The sequence below is a fragment of the Rhizobium sp. BIGb0125 genome, assembly GCF_024810055.1.
GTDB lineage: Bacteria > Pseudomonadota > Alphaproteobacteria > Rhizobiales > Rhizobiaceae > Agrobacterium.
The window spans coordinates 120,849-140,151 of the sequence record NZ_JANUDV010000010.1 but is presented as its reverse complement, the minus strand read 5'-3'; the positions used below and the strand labels follow the sequence as shown (position 1 = coordinate 140,151).

The window sequence follows — 19,303 nt, the reverse complement described above, 5'->3', positions numbered from 1 at the left end:
CAACAGGTTATGGCGTTCCTAATTGCGATGGGAGCAATCGCAGATTGGATGCTGTAATTTCCGGTATTCACCATGCCGTTTGAGCAGGCGTTTTTCTAAAGGTCGTTTCCATGCATGAAGAGCTGAGCCAACCCGTTCCACGTCCGGGCATTCTGGACATTGCCGCTTATGTTCCGGGTAAGGAACATGCGCCGGGTGTCGCCAAGGTGTACAAGCTTTCGTCAAACGAAACGCCGCTTGGCCCAAGCCCCAAAGCGATTGAAGCTTTTGGCACGGCCGCCAGCCATCTTGAAATCTATCCGGACGGTCAGGCCACCGTTCTGCGGCAGTCGATTGCTGACATTCATGGTTTGAACTTTGCCAACATCCTGTGTGGCAATGGTTCCGACGAGCTGCTGGGTCTGCTGTGCCATGTGTATCTCGGCGCTGGTGATGAAGCCATCATCACCGAGCACGGCTTTCTTGTGTATCGCATTCAGATCATGGGTGCTGGCGCAACACCTGTTACCGTCAGGGAACGGGACTGCACGGTTGATGTCGACGCGATTTTGGCAGCCGTGACACCAAAGACAAAAATGGTGTTCATCGCCAATCCCGGCAATCCGACCGGCACCTATGTTCCCGTTGCGGAAATTCGTCGGCTGCAGGCGAGCCTGCCAAGACATGTGTTGCTGGTTCTTGATGCGGCCTATGCCGAGTATGTTCGCCGCAATGATTATGAGGCCGGGCTTGAACTGGTGTCGTCCAACCGCAACGTGGTGATGACCCGCACCTTCTCCAAGGTTTACGGTCTTGCTGCCCTTCGTGTTGGCTGGATGTATGCACCGGTTGACGTTGTTGATGCGGTAAATCGCGTGCGCGGTCCGTTCAATATGAGCGCACCTGCGCTCGCTGCCGGTGCCGCTGCCATTCGTGACCAGGCTTTTGTTGAAAAGGCCGTCGCCCACAACAAGATCTGGCTGGAGCGTCTGGCGCAGGAGTTTACCGACCTTGGCCTGACTGTCACGCCATCCGTGACCAACTTCGTTCTGGTTCATTTCCCTGACGTTGACGGCAAGCGGGCAACGGATGCCGATGAATTTCTGACCAGCCGCGGCTTCATCCTGCGCGCTGTGCGGGGGTATGGCTTCCCCAATGCTCTGCGCATGACCGTGGGTTCGGAAGAGGCCAATCTTTGCGTTATATCCGCCTTGAAAGAATTTATGGGACGCAGCGCATGAGCGATGTTCATTTCGAGAGAATTGCCCTGATCGGTATCGGTCTTATCGGTTCTTCCATCGCACGCGATATCAAGGAACTGTCCATCGCCAACGATGTTGTGGTGTCGACCCGCAGTGCCGAGACGCTGAAGCGTGCGGAAGAACTGCAACTCGGCACGCATTATACAATTTCGGCGGCCGAGGCCGTCAAGAATGCCGATCTGGTGATCGTGTCGGTGCCTGTTGGTGCTTCCGAACGCGTGGCGATCGAGATTGCGTCGCATCTGAAACCCGGTGCGATCGTTACCGACGTGGGCTCGACCAAGGCATCAGTTATCGCGCAGATGCAGCCGCATATGCCACAGGGGGTTCATTTCATTCCTGGCCACCCGCTGGCCGGTACCGAAAAGTCCGGCCCAGATGCTGGTTTCGCGGGACTGTTCCGCAGCCGCTGGTGCATCTTCACGCCGCTTGAAGGCACCGATCCGCAGGCGCTGGAAAAGTTGAAGACCTTCTGGAAGACACTCGGCTCTATGGTCGATGAAATGACGCCCGAGCACCATGATAAAGTGCTGGCTATCGTTTCGCATCTTCCGCACATCATCGCCTACAATATTGTTGGTACGGCCGACGATCTGGAGACAGTGACGGAATCGGAAGTCATCAAATATTCCGCATCGGGTTTCCGTGACTTTACGCGTCTTGCCGCGTCCGACCCAACCATGTGGCGGGATATCTGCCTGCACAACAAGGATGCCATCCTTGAAATGCTGTCAAGGTTTTCTGAAGATCTGGCCTATTTGCAGCGCGCCATTCGCTGGGGTGAGGGCGACAAGCTGTTTGAGCTGTTTACCCGCACACGTGCCATCCGCCGTTCTATCGTTCAGGCGGGGCAGGATGTGGATACGCCGGATTTCGGCCGGCATATCCTCGACAAGAAGTAAGTGGAAAAATGATGCCGCTGGTTCAGATCGGCGGTATATTTCCCAGAGGAATAAAGCCACTTACGGTCGCGCGACCGCGATCCACTACGAGATCGACCGATACACGCTGGCTGCCGCCTGCAAGCGCACGCAGTAGCTTAGTGGCGCTGTCTATGGTCGGTGCCAGCTGCGGAAACACTTCCTTGGCGCTGTTGCCCCATTCACCGAGCTGCTGCACTTCCAGCTTGAACTTGCCCGAGAGATAACCGCTTTCATCGAAAGAAAACGGGCCAGTCAGCGTCATGGTGCGGCCTTCGCCGATATTTGCAACGGCCTGACGGAGTTCGCCGGTTGCGCCATAAAGCCCCGCTTCGTCGCTGCCATCAATCATGCCGGCTTTTCCGACAAGCGTGACGTCCAGATTGGTGGAAAGGCGCGGCAGCACCTGCGGCCAGCCTTCAATCACGGTTGCCGAATCGGTCATGGAAATGGCGGCATCAAGATCGGCATTGTTTTGTCGCAGGTGAATTTCCGTGTGCCCGGCATTAAAGTTGATTGTCTGGCCGCTGACGGAAGAGACCGCTGTGGCCTTCAATCCGTCGATAACGGTTGAGGTACGATCAACACCCTTCAACTTGGCAATCAGGCTGGATTGCAGGTTTTCCCATGCGGCATTGATCGACAGGCCGTGGGCCGTGCGGATTTCCGCGGGGGAGTCTAGTTCCATGACGATGTGATTGGGGGCGTAGACCTGCGCTGCCGACCGCAGCGAGCCGAACGAAGCAGAAATGCCGTTGGTGCTGTCATCGACATTCACCTTGGAGCAGAACAGACCGATGCGGAATGGATAACCGCGGAAATCCATGTCCACGCATTCGCCGGTGATTTCCTTGCCACCGGCCGGGCTGATGGTTTTCAAGACCGTTTCACGCAAGGCCGATGCGGCATAGAACCAGCCGCCGGTATAAACAGCGATTGCCAGCACAATGCCCGAACCGAGCAAGAGAAATTTTTTGTTGCTTGTCGATTGGCTTGATGCTGCCATGATGTTCTCCAAGGCTGGCGACGAAACATAATAATGATCTGGCGTGCGATATGGACGATTTTTGGGTATTTGGCTACGGCTCCTTAATGTGGAACCCGGGTTTTGCGTTTGAGGAACGTCAGACGGCCCGTTTGCATGGTTACCGACGCTCTCTGTGCATATGGTCGAGCGTTTACCGTGGTACGCTGGAAAAGCCTGGTCTTGTTCTGGGGTTGGACCGCGGTGGCTCCTGCCGTGGCGTGGCTTTCCGTGTCAAGGGAAGCAATCACGGCGAGGTTATCGGCTACCTGCGCGAGCGCGAACTTGTCACCAATGTTTATAAAGAACGTATTGTCCCGGTTAGCTTGGCGGCCGGGCATAAGGTCAGTGCCGTGACCTATGTGGCCGACCCGCTGCACGAACAATATGCCGGTGGCTTGAGCGCCGAAGATGCCGCCCGGATCGTGAGATCAAGTGTTGGTCGGTCTGGCCCCAACACTGATTACGTGGTCAACACAATCCAGCATCTGGCGGATATCGGTATTCGTGATCCATGGCTGGAAAATGTTGCATCTGGCCTAGAGCAGAGCGGCGGTTAAGCCGCTATCTCCCTCCCATTTGTCGCCGTATTGGGATTAGTTGGGGCTGTAGTGCCTAAGCGCCAGCCCCACCCGCGCCTGGGCGGAGAGCAGGAAAACATAAGCCGCCGTTTCTGACATCTCCTCCAGAACCAGCATGTGACCCCAATCACCGAAATTCAGGCCCATATGCCCCTCGGCGCCGGCTGAAATGATCATTGCGAGAATAACAAGCACAATATCAGCGTAGGGAAGCTGCCGCGTAGTGACCAAGTACTTCAGAATATGCGGGCCTTTGGCCTTGATAAAAAGCACGGCAACCAGAAGGCTCACTGCCACCAGCATTGGTACGATGTAAGATCTATACCAAAGCTGAGAGGATGAGAAATATGGTCCGTGTTCACTGACGGACAGGGCCGGCATGAAGACGCCACCCCAACTCAATTCGCGCAGCGCCATAACGATCCAAAGAGGAATGACGGCCAACCAGAACCATCGCAGCGTTGATTGTTGATCTGCGGCGAAAACCATTGCCACGACTGCGCCACCCAGCAATATCAAAACCTGCGCATTCTCAATCGGGCCATTTTCATAGCCAGTCCATGCGGGTAATATTCCAGCGCATGCGAAGCTTAAGGCCAGCAAGGCCGCTCCGCCCCACCTCATCTGTTTCATTACAATCATATAGACGTCGTCTCTCCCGGGGTCGTTTGGGCGATTCGTCGCCCAAACGGTAATCCACTCTTATGGATGCAGCAGCGCAGGGCGACAACTACAATGAGAACGGCCATAAGCGGCAAAACCGTGACTAGTACACAATTTTGTAACAAACGTCCCTGTCATGAAAGTGCTAAAGGCAAGACGGGTCGCTTACCTGCCGTGACAGGTTTGGAAGCGACCTTCAGTCGTTTTGATTTTTCATGGCCTTGATTTCTTCCAGACGCTTGATGGCGGTTGGCGGCAAGGGAAGGTTCGGATTATTGGTTGCCGTCTCGACCAGCAACTCGTCGCTTGCCTGTTCGGTGACCTGTATCAGCTTTTTGAAAAACGCATCCGGATCTAGACCCGGTTCAATCGGCGGCAGAATGCGCACTTTGAAGTGGCCGGGATAACGCATGGTCGAACGGCGTGGCCAGAACAGGCCCGGATGCATGGCAACGGGAACGACCGGAACGTTGAGATCACGGTAAAGGCGGGCGATGCCGTAACGGTACTGTGGCTCAGCACCCGGCGGGCGGCGAGTACCTTCAGGGTAAATGATGAGCTCACGGCCTTTTGCCATTTCCTGCTTAGCGCGTTCCATCACCTTCAACATAACCTTGCCGCGTGCGGCACGGTTGACCGGGATCATGCGCTGCTTCATCGCGTACCAACCAAACAGCGGGATCCAAAGCAGTTCACGCTTGAGGATGTAAACCGGATCATTGAGGTTTGGCAGCAATGCATAGGTGTCCCAGAAGGACTGGTGCTTGGGCGCAAAAATGCAGCCAGTGGTCGGGATGTTTTCCAGACCTTCGATCTCGAAGGTTGTTCCGACAATGTTTTTCATCAGCCAATGGCTGGAGCGGGCCCAGTTCTTGGGAATCTCATAGGCGATCTTGCGCGGCAGGATGAAATAGATCGGCGTCAGCACGACCATCCTGAGGATGAGATTGGCATAAAACAGGGTGTTGAACAGTGCGGAACGCAGCTTGAGCATAAAGGGCAACTCTCCGGGCACATCCGCTGTTTCGAGGGGAGATATTTCGAAACCACAACATCGGGTGCAATTACCGCACGCCTACACGAAAAGGCGCAGTTACGGCAAGTGCCGTTTTATTTTGCGTCCTGAGAGGCTGTGCCGCGAAGGCCATTGCTTTTGCCCATGCCAACCATATCACGGGCGGCTGCACCAACATATTTTGCATATTCATAGAGCAGGGTGCGCAACACATCCGGGTCGGCGAACCAGTTCTTTCGGGTAAGGTCCGAACTGACAACCGGGTAGGCGACAAATTCGGTCTTTGGGCTTGCGCGGCGCAGTTCATAGAGGCTGCGGTGCATGTGGTAATTGTTCGTCACCACCAGAACGCTCGAATAGTCGTGATCGGTAATCCAGCGCGCCGCTTCATTGGCGTTACCAATGGTGTCGATAGCGTCATAACCAACATCAACGCAGCAGGAAAACAGATCGCTCGAGCTTTGTGTCATCTTGCGGATCTGGGCGCGGCTGGTCGAAGGATTGGCGCCGGAAATCAACAGCCGCGTACCAGCACCGGAGCGCAAAAGTTCGACGGCCTGATCGATCCGCTGATAGCCACCGGTCAATACGATAATCGCATCTGCCTTGATATCTTCTGGCGGTCGCATGGTCGCAACCGCATCGGCAAAGCGCAGGAAACCGGCAAAAACAACGGCTGTAATGATGAGGATAATGAGGATCAGATAACGCGCCGTGCGGCGCAATGGTCCACGCCGCGAAAGCAAATCCTTTCCAGATCTGCTTTCCCGTGAGATATTTGTCTCATCGTTGCGTTGCGACCGACTCATCAGCATGTCTAATCAATAATGGCAGATTGAGGCAAGGAACAGGCATTTCCAAGCCAATCAATTTCAGCCCGGAGGAATTCCATCAGTGCGGGAAGCGTCAGAACGCATCTGGTCAATATCGTCAATCGTGCGAATGACGGTCATCCTTGCCGTCAGGGTGGTGAGCAGCGCGATGAAGATCATCGTGCCGAAGATGCCGAGGTAACCGGTCCAGCCAACCGAAAACGTGCCGAACAGTGCTGTAGCCTGATCGCTTTGCGGAGTGGCTATGGAGCGTGATTGCCAAAAGCCCGCCAGCAGGAACACAGCTGAGGCGAGCAATCCGCCAGCGGCTGAACCTTTGAAGCTGATCTTGAGAAAGTGTTTCTGGAATTCATGCGCAACGAATTTGCTTTCCGCACCGACGAAATGCAAAACTTCCACGATGTGTCTGTTGCCGGCAAGTGCGCCACGCGTTGCAAAGACCACGGTCAGCACCATAGCAATGAAAACCAGACCCAGCACGCTGATGCCGATCATCACGGTTGTTCGCGCCATAGACACCAGACGGTCTACCCATGTGCGGTGGTCATCGAGAAAGGCTTGCGGCACTTCGGTTTTCAGCAAGTCACGCATGGCCTGAAAGTCAGGTGGATTGTTTTCGTCGATGGTAACGACGATGAGGCGTGGCACAGGCAGTTCGTTGAGATCAAGGCCCGAACCGAGCCATGGTTCGAGCAGGCGGGCTGTGGCCGCGTCATCGAGAATGGTGCCTTCACGGGTGCCGACGAAGGTGAGAGCAAGGTTGCGCGCCTTGCTCAGCGCGGCGGCCATGTCCAGACCGTCCTCCGGCTTTATCTGGATGGTAATCTCACGGGAAATCTGGCTTTGCCAAGATGATGCCGTTGCGCGGATCATGCTGACAGCACCCAGCGTCAGACAGGCCAGAAATGCCATGATGGCGATAACGACGATCAGTGCATTGCCCTGAATATTGGAAGGGGGCAGGATCGGGCCCATCGGACGGATGCGCATGGCAGGCCGCTGCTTGCGGTTCTGTTGCGGTGAAAGCTGTTGGCGGTTGATCTCATTCATAGATGTCGAGCCGCCCTTCGGTAAGGATCATGCGGCGTGCGTCGATCTGATCCATCAATGCAAAATCATGCGTTGCGATAACAACGGCGGTTCCCAGCCGGTTCAATTCGAGAAAAAGGTTGAGAAGCCGTTTGGCCATGGGAGGGTCGACGTTGCCGGTCGGTTCATCGGCCAGCAGAATTTCCGGCTGATCCATAAGGGCACGGGCAATTGCTGCACGTTGTTTTTCACCGCCGGATAGAATGGGTGGCAACACGTTGATGCGTTCGCCAAGTCCCACCCATTTGAGAAGCTCAATCACATCGGAACGATAGGAGCTTTCGTCCTTGCCGCGCACTCGCAGCGGCAGCGCGACATTTTCATAGGTCGTCAAATGTTCAAGCAGGCGAAAATCCTGAAACACGATACCAACACGCCGGCGCAAAAGTGGAAGTTCTGCGCGGGGAATGCGGGAAATGTCACGATCAAACATGCGGATCATGCCGCGGGTTGGCTGCAGTGACATAAACAAAAGCCGTAGAAGAGTAGTTTTACCAGCACCGGAAGGGCCGGTCAGAAACTGGAATGATCCTTTGGGAATATCGAAGGTCATGTCCCTGAGGATTTCGGGGCCCATACCATAGCGTAACCCGACATTTTCGAAATGGATCAACGGACTTCCAGTCTTTCTCTTTCACAACGGCAATTTTGCATGGAACGTTTCAGGTCGCTGCATGGTTTCATGCCCGTGGTGCGGTGTCTGCGATGACCCGATGTTTGCGAAGCATTAACCATTTAAATTTACGTTTGGTGAGTATTTGTTTCAATGCCCAGTTTTCAAAGGGCGGAAAACCATAGAGGAAATTCCATGGGTATGTTCCGTTCGTCGCGTCGTCATGACACATTCGATTTCGATCTTCTCCTGCCTGAACATCCCGCGCGAAAAGCGCCCCGTTCCGGCACACCAGCAAACGATGTGGTCGATGCCGAATTTGTGACGGTAAAGGAAACACCGGCACGCGGCTATGGCAATGACAATCGGCAACGCCGTTATCAACAGCGTGTGATGCCGTCTCGTCCGGTCTCCGCCGTAATGCAGCGCGTGGAAAGACGTCTTGGCAAATTGTCTGTCGATGCTTATTCGGCATTGGTGGCGCTTTCTGTCATCGTGGTCTTCGGCGTCTCCGGTGGTTTCACACTCGTTTCGGGCACCCCGTCTGCTGCGCAGGAACAGGTGAATCCGCTTGGGCTTTCCCATGTCACCATCACACCGCAGGATGCAGATGGCATGGAAGTGCTGTCCATCAACGGTATTGTCGAGAACCATGGCGGCGATGTGGTGGCGGTTCCAGATATCCGTGCTGATCTTCTGTCCGAAAATGGCCAATTGGTTGCCAGTGTTGTCATCGAAGCACCGGTTAGCGAAATTCTGGGGCGTCAGAGCCACGGATTCACGACAAAATTGCGCCATCCCGGTGGAAAAACGCCACGTGTGAAGCTTTCCTTCATGGAAACGGGTGTTTCCGGTTCGTGATTGTGGTAGCGGATTTCCTTTCGTTGAACGGGTAGGTCAAGGTCTGCCCGACAGTCAGTCAAGGAGATTGCATTGCCCGTCGTTCGTGGAAAGATCATCGAGCCGCTTTATACGGCGGAACAAATCGCCGAGCGTAACCGGGATATGGCGCAGCGCATCGCTTCGGGTCCAACAAAAGACCTGCTGGTCATCGCGGTTCTCAAAGGCTCGTTCATTTTCGCTGCCGATCTCATTCGCTCGCTGCATGACAGTGGTCTTGCGCCTGAAGTCGAGTTCATTACCCTGTCGAGCTACGGTGCTGGCACGGTTTCGCAGGGTGTACGGATTGTCAAAGACATAGACAGCGATGTGAAGGACCGCGACGTTCTGCTGATCGATGACATTCTCGAATCAGGCCGCACGTTGCTGTTCGCCAAGGAACTGCTTTATGAGCGTGGCGCCCGCAACGTGACCATCGCAGTTCTTCTCGACAAAAAGGTCAAGCGCAAGGAAAACCTCGAGGCGGATTATGTCGGCTTCGAATGCCCCGATTATTTCGTCGTCGGTTACGGCATGGACGTGGCTTATGCCTTCCGCGAACTGCCATTTGTTGGCATCGTGAAAGGTGATGCGGAGGCTTAAGCGCCTCCGTTTTGATGACCGCTTGTTAACCATGTCCGCTGCATCGCGTCTTATCTTGTAACAAAGGGCGCAATCTTTACCGATTGAAAAGGTGCAGCGGCGATTTTGCTCACGGCTGGAGATGACTGCCAGGAGCAATGGTTATTATGGCAAAAATTTTGATTACCGAAGACGAGGATTCGCTGCGTTCATTTGTGGCGCGTGCCTTGCGCCTTGATGGCCACGAGACCCATGAGGCGGCTGATGGCGCCGAGGGGCTGGAGAAGCTGCAGGAACATAACTTTGATCTGCTTTTGTCAGATATTCGTATGCCGGTTATGGACGGCATCGAGCTTGCCCACCGTGCGGCCTCGCAATTTCCTGACATGCGCATTCTGCTGATGACCGGTTATGCCGAACAGCGGGAGCGGGCTGACGACCTGATGGAGAAGGTCGTAGACGTGGTTTCCAAGCCATTTGCCTTGCCCGATATTCGCATGGCTGTTGCACGTGCCTTGGCGGCCCGCACGGCGGCTTAAGCTGCCTTGCGTTTGTGTCGTAGGCATTTCAGTTTTCCTTTTCTATATCCTCATTTAAAACCGGTGCAGTTTAAAACCTTCCCAACATTGCTGACAGGAGCGTGACTTGAAAAACGGTGTCTGGCTGAATGAGCCGAAGGATTGGTCGCTAAAGGATGGTATTCTTGATCTGGTGACGGACGAGGGTTCTGATTATTGGCGTGAGACCTATTACGGCTTCACGCGTGACAGCGGGCATTTTTTCGGCGTCCAGACACCACCGGCTTTTACATGCCAGTTTCGTATTCGCGGCGCTTATCAGGCGCTTTACGATCAGGCTGGCATCATGGTGCGGATTGACGAATGCCGCTGGATCAAGGCCGGGATCGAGCTTTCCGACGGTCGCGCGATGCTGGCGAGTGTATTGACCAACGGTCGCTCCGACTGGTCAACTGCGCCATACGAAGGCAATGATGATGATTTCTGGATGCGGGTCACGGTTGAAAAGGGTGTTATCCGCGTGCAGGTGTCTGCCGATGGCCAGTTCTGGCCGCTCGTGCGGCTCGCGCCTTTTGATGTCGCTGACCATTATCTGGTGGGCCCGATGGCCTGCACGCCTGAACGGGCAGGGTTAAAGGTCCGTTTCTCAGATTTTCAACTCACCGCGCCACTTGGCAAAGAACTGCACGATCTGACCTGACGACAGTATCTGGGCTCTCCAAAAGCGGTCCAACCGCTTTTGGAATAAGGTCCTAGCGGATATCCAGAAGACGCTCGAGGTAGCGGCGTTCCGCTTCGCCCGGCGGGTTCTGTCCCAGTTTCTCGCGGATTGCTTCGAGAATTTCGCGGGCTCGCTGCACATCGATTTCATCGGGCACACGCACCTGATCGCCAAAGTCCGGACCGTTGGTGGCCCGTGGACGACCGAGTGGATCACGGCCGTTCTGGCCGCCCTGACCCATCATGCCGTCTTCCTGACCTTGGCCCTGACCCTGTTGGCGCATGGCCTGCATCATCTGGCTCATCATGTCCTGTGCACCTTGGCGCAGAGCATTCAGGGCATTGCCCTGACCCTCAACGGCGCGGTCGCCCTGTCCTTGGCCCAAGGCTTCACCGGCACCCTGCATTTCCTGCTGGGCTTTGCCAAAACCTTCTCCAGGCTGCATGCCAAGATCTTTCATACCCTGCTGCAATTCACCCAGCTGCTTGCCAAGTGCGTCCTGCTGCGCGCGCAGTTGCTTCAAGGCTTCACGAAGCTGCTCCGCCGTCATTTGGTCGGTGGGATTCTGACCCTGACCTGGCTGCTGCTGGTCCCCCTGCTGGCCTTGCTGACCCTGTTGCTGTTCGCCGTTTTCGCTTTCCTGCTGTGGATCGCCGCGTTGCATGCGGTCACGCAGTGCCTGATCGAACTGGAAGGTCTGGTCCATCAGTTGCTGCTGTTGCTGCATGATTTCGCCGAGCTTGTCGATCTGCTGTCGCAGCTGGCTGTTCTGCTGGTTCTGACGACCCTGCTGCGGGCGTGCCATCTGCAGATTGTTCATCATGCGTTGCAGCTGTGACAGCATCTGCTGCGCGGCATCTCGATTGCCGGAGCGGGCCAGATTTTCAATCTGGTCCAGCATGTTTTGCAGGTCACGCTGACGCAGGAAGTTTTGCGCCTGCTGATTCATGTTGGATTGCGGCGCATTCTGCATTCGCTGCGCCATCTCGCTCATGAAATCCTGCATGGCGTTGCGCAGTTCTTCCATAAGCTTGGCTATTTCTTCGTCCGGTGCGTTGCGTTCAAGCGCGTCAGAAAGCTGCTTCTGTGCATCGCGCAACCGGCGCTCGGCTAGCGACAGATCACCGTCCTCAATGCCGAGGGCGATTTCCCAGAGGTAATCGGCAGTGTCCTTCAGGCTAGCCTCGTCGTAGGCAAGTTTCATGCGGGTATGAGCAGAGCGCAGCAGCAGATAATGCGTCTTGTTGGGGATGGTTTCTTCCGGACGCATTGTCACCGCCTCGTTAAAGGCAATGGCTTTCGGCATCTGTCGGGTATCAAGTGCGAAAATCTGGCGGTGTTCGGCAACCGCTGCTGCCAGTGGTTCACTGAAGCCGCGACCGGGTAGAACCATTTCATGTGAAGGGCTACGACCTTCCTGTCCGGCGCCATCGCTGGCGACCAGAGTGATGCGCACCTTTTTGCCCGCCAACGGATGTTCCGTCAGGTTGCGACTGGTCAGACCTTTGATTTCGCGGCTGTTTTGACGTGGCAGGTCCAGCTTGTATTCCGGCAGGGGATAAAGAGGTGTTGCGTCTTCGTTTGTTTCCGCAGGTTCGATGATCGCGTGCGCTTCACGCAGGCCGTAATCATCCGAAGCGATAAAGCCGATTTCAAGCGCGCCGTTCACGGCACGACGCGGCATCTTGTCGAAGGAGATGACCGGTGGCTTATCCGGAATAACGTCAAAGACCCATTGTTCGCCATTGGCAACAAGGGTGCCGCTTTCGGCGATTTCTAGCGAGTAGGTTCGTGGCGGAAGCTGTTTGTTGTCTGCTTCGGGAGCAGGGGCGTTGTTTGCCGCTGCTTGCGGTGGTGTCTGTCCGCTTGAGGTTGTTTCTGGCTGCAGGGGTTGCAAACGGCCTGCCACTTCCGGCTCAAAGCTGACCTGCTCTCCACCTTCACCGCCGGTGACACGAACTGTCAGTTTCGATGCCTGTGGCACCGCCACGGCCTCAGTCGCAGCCTCGTTACGTCCGGTCAGGAAAATCGGTGCACGCCCGGTGTATGAGGGTGGTGTGACCCATGCGTCGATGCGCAAATCAGGATTGATTGGTCCGGCTGCCGGACTGTTGCGGAATGCCTCAACAACGGTACCGGCGCCGTTGGAATAGGAAAAGCCGAACGCTGCTGCCAGAACAAGTGCGGGAATAGCGCGAAGCGCAAAACGGTCATGGCGGGCAATATCGGGTTTCGGCAGGCCAGCATCGAGGGTGGCAATACGTTGCGCCATGCGCAGCTGATGTTCTTTCCACAGCGCGCGGGCAAACGGCGTGTCGAATGCTGGCTCGTCTTCCTGCACGCCGACAGGCTGGTGCGGCAGATCATTACGTTCTTCAAGCAGGCGCCCAGCTTCATCGGCTGATGGCCAACGCAGACGCAGGAACGGCAACAGCGACGACAGCAGGCCGAAGACCAGAATGAAAACGACGCAGAGACGAAGCCAGTCCGGCAATTGACGGTAAACACCGAACCAAGCCAGCGAGAGGAAAATGGCGATAATCGACAGCGGTAAAATGGAAAGGGGGGCGGCGCGCTCCGCCAGCAGCACCAATCTGGCCACAAACCGCTTCGCTGCGACCTTCCGGGCCAGCGCAGGTTGTCCTTCGAAGGCGCCTTTTCTGCCTTGTCTGGATGTGGTCATCAATCCGTTCTCCCGGTTCTGGCCACCTGATCCCGCAAGAACCGGAATCGCAAAATATTTTAGCGTATCGGTGCGAAAACCCTAATCGCTTTTCGCAAAGCACGACACGCACATCGAAATTTCAACCCGATCAGCTGTCCAAACGGACGCCTGACGTGCTGGTGCAATGTCTACAAGATAACACTGTTTATGGCGAAGACGAGGGCAAGCGGCTGCTCACCCTCATTTTTCCGATGATTTCTCTCAAAAGTGATCGGGAATGCCGATCTCAATCCAGCCACTTTGGCACGGAATCAAGTTCGATCAGCTCTTCATAGGTGCCACGCGGACGGATGACGTGGAATTCATCGCCCTTGACCAGCACTTCGGGAACGAGCAGGCGTGAATTATACGTGCCCGCCTGAACCGCGCCATAGGCGCCAGCCGAACCGACCGCAATCAGATCACCGGGCTTCGGCATCGCCATTTCACGATCAAGCGCCAGATAGTCACCGGTTTCGCAGACTGGGCCAACGATATCGGCCTTGATGCGCGGTGCATTGGCGGCAGAAATTCTGACCGGACGGATTTCGTGATAGGCCTCATAAAGGGTCGGGCGAATGAGGTCGTTCATGGCGCCGTCAACGATCACGAAGGTCTTTTCACCGCCGTCCTTCACGAACAGCACTTCGGTTACCAGAATACCGGCATTGCCAACAATCAGGCGGCCAGGTTCGGTAACGATCTTGCAATTCAGGCTGCGAAGCTGTGCCTTGACGATGTCAGCATAGGCATCTGGCAGTGGCGGCGGGTTATTGTCGTCCTTGTAGGGAATACCGAGACCGCCACCGATATCGACGTGATCAATCACATGACCTTCGGTGCGCAGCTCTTCAACCAGTTCGCGCAGCAGGCGGAATGCGTCCTCGAACGGCTGCAATTCGGTAATCTGGCTGCCGATATGCATGTCGATGCCGGTAACCTGAATACCTTCAAGCGTTGCCGCATGGGCGTAAACGGCGCGGGCACGCTGGTAGGAAATGCCGAACTTGTTTTCTTTTTTGCCCGTCGAGATCTTGGCATGGGTACGCGCGTCGACATCCGGATTGATGCGGAAGGAAACATGTGCCTTCTTGCCAGCCTTGATGGCGCGCAGGTTCAGCACTTCCAGTTCCGGCTCAGACTCAACGTTAAAGCAGTAAATGCCTGCTTCCAGCGCCAGATCCATTTCGACAACGGTCTTGCCAACGCCTGAAAACATGATGCGACTGGCGGGAACACCGGCTGCAAGCGCGCGGCGTAGCTCACCGCCGGACACGACGTCGATGCCGGCACCCAGACGGGCCAATGTCTTGAGCACTGCCTGGTTGGAGTTTGCCTTCATGGCGTAGCACACCATGGAATCGACATCGGCAAAGGCTGCCGAAAACACCTTGTAGTGGCGTTCCAGCGTGGCTGTGGAATAGACATAAAACGGGGTGCCGACGGCCTTGGCGATTTCTGGCACGGCCACGTTTTCGGCGTGCAGGACGCCGTCAATATACTGAAAATGGTTCACGGTCTAAGTTCCGTTAAAGCAGCGGGTCGAGAACGAAAGGACGCTCAGGCGTAACCTGTTTGACTTCCTGGCCATCTGCCGGGCGTTTGTTGCGCAGCTCTACCGGCGTGCTTGGCGGATCAATCGCGCCTTTACGGCCGCAACCGGTAACGACGAGGCTGACGACCAGCGTCATGCCAAGGGGAAGAAGGAAGCTACGAACCGTTTTTGAAAGCATGGGTCTGTCCAAAGGAAAAAGTTGCTCTTCTGATACAGAAAAACAGGGCGCTTGTGCACCCTGTTTCTTGTGATGCTGGTGTAACGCTAAATTGATCAGTTGCGCGCGCGCCACCAGGCGATCTGTTTGCGGACTTCAGACGGTGCCGTACCGCCAAAGCTGGTGCGGCTGGCAACCGAGGCTTCGACAGAAAGAACATCGAAAATGCCGTTGGTGATAGCCGGGTTGATGGCTTGCAACTCCTCAAGCGACAGGTCGGCGAGGTCGCAGCCCTTCTTTTCGGCCAGTGCCACAGCATGGCCGGTGGCATGGTGCGCATCACGGAACGGAAGGCCGGCTTCACGTACGAGCCAGTCGGCCAGATCGGTTGCCGTGGAGTAACCAGAACCGGCAGCTGCGCGCATTTTGTCGGTGCGGACTTCGAGGTCGCGGATCATGCCGGTCATCGCGGCAATCGCCAGTTCGAGGCTTTCTGCGGCATCGAAGACCTGTTCCTTGTCTTCCTGCATGTCCTTTGAATAGGCCAGCGGCAGGCCCTTCATCACGGTCAGCAGGGCAACCAGGGAACCGTTGATACGACCGGTCTTGGCGCGCACCAGTTCAGCAGCATCCGGGTTCTTTTTCTGCGGCATGATCGAAGAGCCGGTCGAAAATGCATCCGACAGACGGATGAAGCCGAATTGTGGTGTCGACCAGATGACGATTTCTTCCGCCAGACGCGACAGATGCGTGGCGCAGATCGAGGCGATCGACAGGAATTCCAGCGCGAAGTCGCGGTCTGAAACCGTGTCGATAGAGTTGCGGGTCGGTTCGCGGAAACCGAGTGCCTTGGCGGTCATGTGACGGTCGATCGGATAACCGGTGCCGGCAAGTGCGGCAGCACCGATCGGGCTTTCGTCCAGATGTTCGATGGCGTGGCGAACACGCGCGCGGTCACGGCCGAACATTTCAACATAGGCCATGCAGTGGTGACCGAAAGTAACAGGCTGGGCGGTTTGCAGATGCGTGAAGCCCGGCATGACGGTGTCTGCATGTTGTTCGGCGCGGTCGAGGAACGCAGCAATCAAATCCGTCAGCATGGCTTCGGTTTTCTGAAGCTCTTCCTTCACCCACAGGCGAAAATCGAGCGCGACCTGATCGTTGCGCGAACGGGCGGTGTGCAGGCGTCCTGCAGCAGGGCCAATCAGGTTGGCGAGGCGGGCTTCGATATTCATATGAATATCTTCAAGCTTGCGTGAAAATTCGAATGTGCCGTTTTTGATCTCTGACAGGATTGTGTTCAGGCCTTCAGTGATCTTGTCTTTATCTTCGTGCGAAATAATGCCTTTTTCAGCCAGCATGGCAGCATGCGCCATAGAGCCGCGGATGTCCTGGGCATAAAGTTTCTTGTCGAAGCCGATGGAGGCATTTATCTCTTCCATGATTGCGGCCGGACCGGATGCGAATCGCCCGCCCCACATCTGGTTAGAGGATTTCGTGTCGTTGCCGTCAGCCATGGTTTGCCAGTCCCGGAGTATGTAGTGACAGAAAAAAGACCATTTCGCCTTCCCTCTGCCAAGCTTGTTGGAATTGCTGCCCTTGCCGGTATCATCGCCGGTGCAGGCGCGGTTTACATGAGGCATATTGGGTCTGGCAGCTCGGTTCAAGAGGCTCAGGCCAATGTCGCCGGTTTATGTAAAGGTGCAGGCGACCGTATTGCGGCGTTGACGCCCTTTTCCAAGGGGCAGGTGGCTGCGATGGCACCGGCGTCGGAGCCGCGTCCGCTCAACCTTACCTTCAAGGGGCCGGAAGGTCAGAGCCTGACGATGGCGGATTTTGCCGGAAAGACGGTGCTTTTGAACCTCTGGGCCACGTGGTGTGTGCCATGTCGTGAAGAAATGCCGGCACTCAACGCTCTCGAGCAGGAGATCGGTGGGCAGGACTTTGAAGTGGTTGCCGTCAATATTGATAGGGGCGGGGATGAAAAGCCCAAAACCTTCCTTGATGAATACAAGATCGGTGCGCTCGGTTACTACCGCGACAGTTCGATGGGCGTTTTTAATTTGCTGAAAAAGGAAGGTCTGGCCTTTGGCCTGCCTGCCACCCTGCTATTTGATGGCAAGGGATGTCTGCTTGCATCGATGAATGGGCCGGCTGCATGGGACAGCCCTGATGCCAAGGCCCTGATCACGGCGGCCAAGAGGCCGTGATCCAATGATATGGCGGGGGTGAATTTACCTTTTCTCCCCCGCGTAATGGCGAACTGTTAGCGGGTCGGAACCGGTGTTTCGCCACGGTAGTCATAAAAGCCACGGCCTGATTTACGACCCAGCCATCCAGCCTCGACATATTTGACCAGCAGCGGGCAGGGGCGATATTTGCTGTCTGCGAGACCATCATGCAGCACCTGCATGATGGAGAGGCAGGTGTCGAGACCGATGAAGTCTGCCAGCTGCAACGGACCCATCGGGTGGTTGGCGCCGAGTTTCATGGCGGTATCGATGGCTTCAACCGTGCCAACACCTTCGTAAAGCGTGTAGATCGCTTCATTGATCATCGGCAGCAGAATGCGGTTGACGATGAAGGCCGGGAAATCTTCGGCGACAGTGATGGCCTTGTCGAGCGAGCGGACATATCCCTTGGCGGTGTCGAATGTTTTTTCGCCGGTTGCGATACCACGCACCAGTTCCACCAGCTTCATCACCGGAACCGGGTTCATGAAGTGGATGCCCATGAACTGTTCCGGGCGGTCGGTGGCGGATGCAAGGCGGGTAATCGACAGCGACGAGGTGTTGGTCGCCAACAGTGCCTCAGGTTTCAGAACCGGGCAAACCTGCGCGTAAATCTTGCGCTTGATGTCTTCGTTTTCAGTTGCCGCCTCGATCACCAGATCCATCGATGCGAGATCATTGATATCGGTCGAACCGCTGATCTTGGACAGCGCGTGCTTGCGGCTTTCGTCTTCCAGCTTGCCGTGGCTGACCTGACGGGCCAGGTTTCCGTTGATGGTGGCAAGGCCAGCTTCAATGCCGCTTTGGCTCAGATCGTAAATATGCACCTTGTATCCGGCCAGTGCCGAAACATGGGCGATGCCACAACCCATCTGGCCCGCTCCGATAATGCCGATATTTTTCAATGTAACGGTCATGGTGCTGATTCCTCCGGGCAAAGCGGGTGCAGTTATGCGGGCATTATATATGGGTGCAGGGATTAATAAATATTGCCGGGCAGTTTCCTGCCCGGCAATCAAGGCATAGTGCCTGTTTTCTTACAATGCTTTTTCGAGTTCAGGCAGAGCGTCGAACAGGTCTGCCACCAGGCCGTAGTCAGCAACCTGGAAGATTGGTGCTTCTTCGTCCTTGTTGATGGCCACGATGACCTTCGAGTCCTTCATGCCAGCCAGGTGCTGGATGGCACCGGAAATACCAGCGGCAATGTAAAGCTGCGGAGCAACCACCTTGCCGGTCTGGCCAACCTGCCAGTCGTTTGGTGCATAACCGGCGTCAACAGCCGCACGCGATGCGCCAACGGCCGCACCCAGCTTGTCGGCAACCGGCAGAATGACTTCCTTGAACTTCTCAGACGAGCCGAGTGCACGGCCACCGGAGATGATGATCTTGGCAGATGTCAGTTCAGGACGATCAGACGATGCCAGTGCGTCCGACACGAAGGACGAAACGCCTGGGTTGGTCGCAGCAGCGATCGCTTCAACAGCAGCGGAACCACCGGCTGGTGCCGCAGTGAACGAGGCTGTGCGAACGGTAATGACCTTTTTGGCGTCAGTTGCCTGTACGGTCTGGATGGCGTTACCGGCATAGATTGGGCGCTTGAAGGTGTCAGCGGAAACCACTTCGGTGATTTCGGATACCTGTGCGACGTCGAGCAGAGCTGCAACGCGCGGCGCAACGTTTTTGGCCGATGCGGTCGCAGGTGCGATGATGACGTCGTAAGAGCCGCTCAGTGATACGATCAGCGCAGCAAGCGGTTCTGCCAGCTGGTTTGCGTAGGACGCGTCGTCAGCAAGAAGCACCTTGGCAACGCCGGACAGCTTTGCAGCTTCATCGGCCGCAGCCTTTGCACCGGAGCCAGCCACCAGCACATGCACGTCGCCACCGATTTTGGCGGCTGCCGTCAGCGTCTTGGCGGTCTGATCGGAAAGGGTTGCGTTGTCGTGTTCTGCCAGAAGAAGAATGGCCATAATAAAATCT

General features: G+C 55.9%; 20 protein-coding genes. 8 read left to right on the top strand and 12 right to left on the bottom strand.

What is annotated here, in order from left to right; translation table 11 throughout:
- The first annotated feature begins 110 nt into the window (after window positions 1–110).
- Entirely contained in the window at window positions 111–1,220 is a 1,110-nt protein-coding gene (gene hisC, locus M2418_RS23615) for a histidinol-phosphate transaminase (protein WP_259149491.1), read from the top strand.
- Window positions 1,217–2,143 (top strand): prephenate/arogenate dehydrogenase family protein, encoded by a 927-nt coding sequence (locus tag M2418_RS23610; protein ID WP_250985529.1) that lies wholly within the window; start codon window positions 1,217–1,219, stop codon window positions 2,141–2,143. The genes hisC and M2418_RS23610 overlap by 4 nt, the downstream gene beginning before the upstream one ends.
- Before the next feature lie 22 nt (window positions 2,144–2,165).
- Here M2418_RS23610 and M2418_RS23605 read toward each other — a convergent pair whose 3' ends face one another.
- Complete coding sequence (locus tag M2418_RS23605; RefSeq protein WP_259149489.1) at window positions 2,166–3,167, bottom strand: DUF2125 domain-containing protein; 1,002 nt, start codon at window positions 3,165–3,167, stop codon at window positions 2,166–2,168.
- Window positions 3,168–3,217: 50 nt separating this feature from the next.
- Between M2418_RS23605 and M2418_RS23600 the strand changes: the two genes are divergently transcribed.
- The gene (locus tag M2418_RS23600) at window positions 3,218–3,745 is read left to right on the top strand and encodes a gamma-glutamylcyclotransferase (RefSeq protein ID WP_192491534.1); all 528 of its coding nucleotides are present in this window, start codon (window positions 3,218–3,220) and stop codon (window positions 3,743–3,745) included.
- A gap of 36 nt (window positions 3,746–3,781) precedes the next feature.
- On the opposite strand, the gene M2418_RS23595 is transcribed toward M2418_RS23600, so the two are convergent.
- From M2418_RS23595 to ftsE, 5 genes are all read right to left on the bottom strand, one after another.
- A complete protein-coding gene (locus tag M2418_RS23595) occupies window positions 3,782–4,261 on the bottom strand; it encodes a hypothetical protein (RefSeq protein ID WP_259149488.1) in 480 nt (159 codons plus the stop codon).
- Window positions 4,262–4,625: 364 nt separating this feature from the next.
- Window positions 4,626–5,423: a 1-acyl-sn-glycerol-3-phosphate acyltransferase gene (locus M2418_RS23590; RefSeq protein WP_259149487.1), complete on the bottom strand. Its 798-nt coding sequence runs from the start codon at window positions 5,421–5,423 to the stop codon at window positions 4,626–4,628.
- A gap of 116 nt (window positions 5,424–5,539) precedes the next feature.
- Window positions 5,540–6,253, bottom strand: a complete 714-nt coding sequence (locus M2418_RS23585; RefSeq protein ID WP_405049472.1) for a YdcF family protein — start codon at window positions 6,251–6,253, stop codon at window positions 5,540–5,542.
- 63 nt (window positions 6,254–6,316) lie between these two features.
- Complete coding sequence (locus M2418_RS23580) at window positions 6,317–7,327, bottom strand: ABC transporter permease (RefSeq protein ID WP_250985535.1); 1,011 nt, start codon at window positions 7,325–7,327, stop codon at window positions 6,317–6,319.
- Window positions 7,320–7,979, bottom strand: a complete 660-nt coding sequence (gene ftsE / locus M2418_RS23575; RefSeq protein WP_192491529.1) for a cell division ATP-binding protein FtsE — start codon at window positions 7,977–7,979, stop codon at window positions 7,320–7,322. The genes M2418_RS23580 and ftsE overlap by 8 nt, the downstream gene beginning before the upstream one ends.
- Before the next feature lie 201 nt (window positions 7,980–8,180).
- On the opposite strand from ftsE, the gene M2418_RS23570 reads away from it, so the two are divergent.
- The 4 genes from M2418_RS23570 (at window position 8,181) to M2418_RS23555 (ending at window position 10,658) form a co-directional block, all read left to right on the top strand.
- Window positions 8,181–8,840 (top strand): hypothetical protein, encoded by a 660-nt coding sequence (locus M2418_RS23570; RefSeq protein ID WP_259149518.1) that lies wholly within the window; start codon window positions 8,181–8,183, stop codon window positions 8,838–8,840.
- A 72-nt stretch (window positions 8,841–8,912) separates the two neighbouring features.
- Window positions 8,913–9,461: a hypoxanthine phosphoribosyltransferase gene (gene hpt / locus M2418_RS23565; RefSeq protein ID WP_259149483.1), complete on the top strand. Its 549-nt coding sequence runs from the start codon at window positions 8,913–8,915 to the stop codon at window positions 9,459–9,461.
- 146 nt (window positions 9,462–9,607) lie between these two features.
- Complete coding sequence (locus M2418_RS23560; RefSeq protein WP_192491527.1) at window positions 9,608–9,979, top strand: response regulator; 372 nt, start codon at window positions 9,608–9,610, stop codon at window positions 9,977–9,979.
- A 106-nt stretch (window positions 9,980–10,085) separates the two neighbouring features.
- On the top strand, window positions 10,086–10,658 hold the full coding sequence (locus tag M2418_RS23555) for a DUF1349 domain-containing protein (RefSeq protein WP_259149482.1): 573 nt from the start codon (window positions 10,086–10,088) through the stop codon (window positions 10,656–10,658).
- A 52-nt stretch (window positions 10,659–10,710) separates the two neighbouring features.
- On the opposite strand, the gene M2418_RS23550 is transcribed toward M2418_RS23555, so the two are convergent.
- The 4 genes from M2418_RS23550 to argH all read right to left on the bottom strand — a co-directional run bounded on the left by M2418_RS23550 (window position 10,711) and on the right by argH (window position 16,612).
- Window positions 10,711–13,362 carry a TIGR02302 family protein gene (locus M2418_RS23550; protein ID WP_259149481.1) on the bottom strand — a complete coding sequence of 884 codons (2,652 nt, stop codon included), beginning with the start codon at window positions 13,360–13,362 and terminating at the stop codon, window positions 10,711–10,713.
- 268 nt (window positions 13,363–13,630) lie between these two features.
- Window positions 13,631–14,899, bottom strand: coding sequence for a diaminopimelate decarboxylase (gene lysA / locus M2418_RS23545; protein ID WP_259149480.1), 1,269 nt, complete (start codon window positions 14,897–14,899; stop codon window positions 13,631–13,633).
- A 13-nt stretch (window positions 14,900–14,912) separates the two neighbouring features.
- The gene (locus M2418_RS23540) at window positions 14,913–15,116 is read right to left on the bottom strand and encodes a hypothetical protein (RefSeq protein ID WP_250985539.1); all 204 of its coding nucleotides are present in this window, start codon (window positions 15,114–15,116) and stop codon (window positions 14,913–14,915) included.
- A gap of 95 nt (window positions 15,117–15,211) precedes the next feature.
- Window positions 15,212–16,612 (bottom strand): argininosuccinate lyase, encoded by a 1,401-nt coding sequence (gene argH / locus M2418_RS23535; protein ID WP_259149479.1) that lies wholly within the window; start codon window positions 16,610–16,612, stop codon window positions 15,212–15,214.
- Between the two features lie 24 nt (window positions 16,613–16,636).
- Here argH and tlpA point away from each other — a divergent pair, with 24 nt between their 5' ends.
- Complete coding sequence (gene tlpA / locus M2418_RS23530) at window positions 16,637–17,305, top strand: thiol:disulfide interchange protein TlpA (protein ID WP_259149478.1); 669 nt, start codon at window positions 16,637–16,639, stop codon at window positions 17,303–17,305.
- Between the two features lie 56 nt (window positions 17,306–17,361).
- Here the strand turns inward: tlpA and M2418_RS23525 are convergent, their stop codons facing one another.
- The gene (locus M2418_RS23525; protein WP_259149477.1) at window positions 17,362–18,243 is read right to left on the bottom strand and encodes a 3-hydroxybutyryl-CoA dehydrogenase; all 882 of its coding nucleotides are present in this window, start codon (window positions 18,241–18,243) and stop codon (window positions 17,362–17,364) included.
- Window positions 18,244–18,363: 120 nt separating this feature from the next.
- Window positions 18,364–19,293 carry an electron transfer flavoprotein subunit alpha/FixB family protein gene (locus M2418_RS23520; protein WP_259149476.1) on the bottom strand — a complete coding sequence of 310 codons (930 nt, stop codon included), beginning with the start codon at window positions 19,291–19,293 and terminating at the stop codon, window positions 18,364–18,366.
- Between the last annotated feature and the right edge of the window lie 10 nt (window positions 19,294–19,303).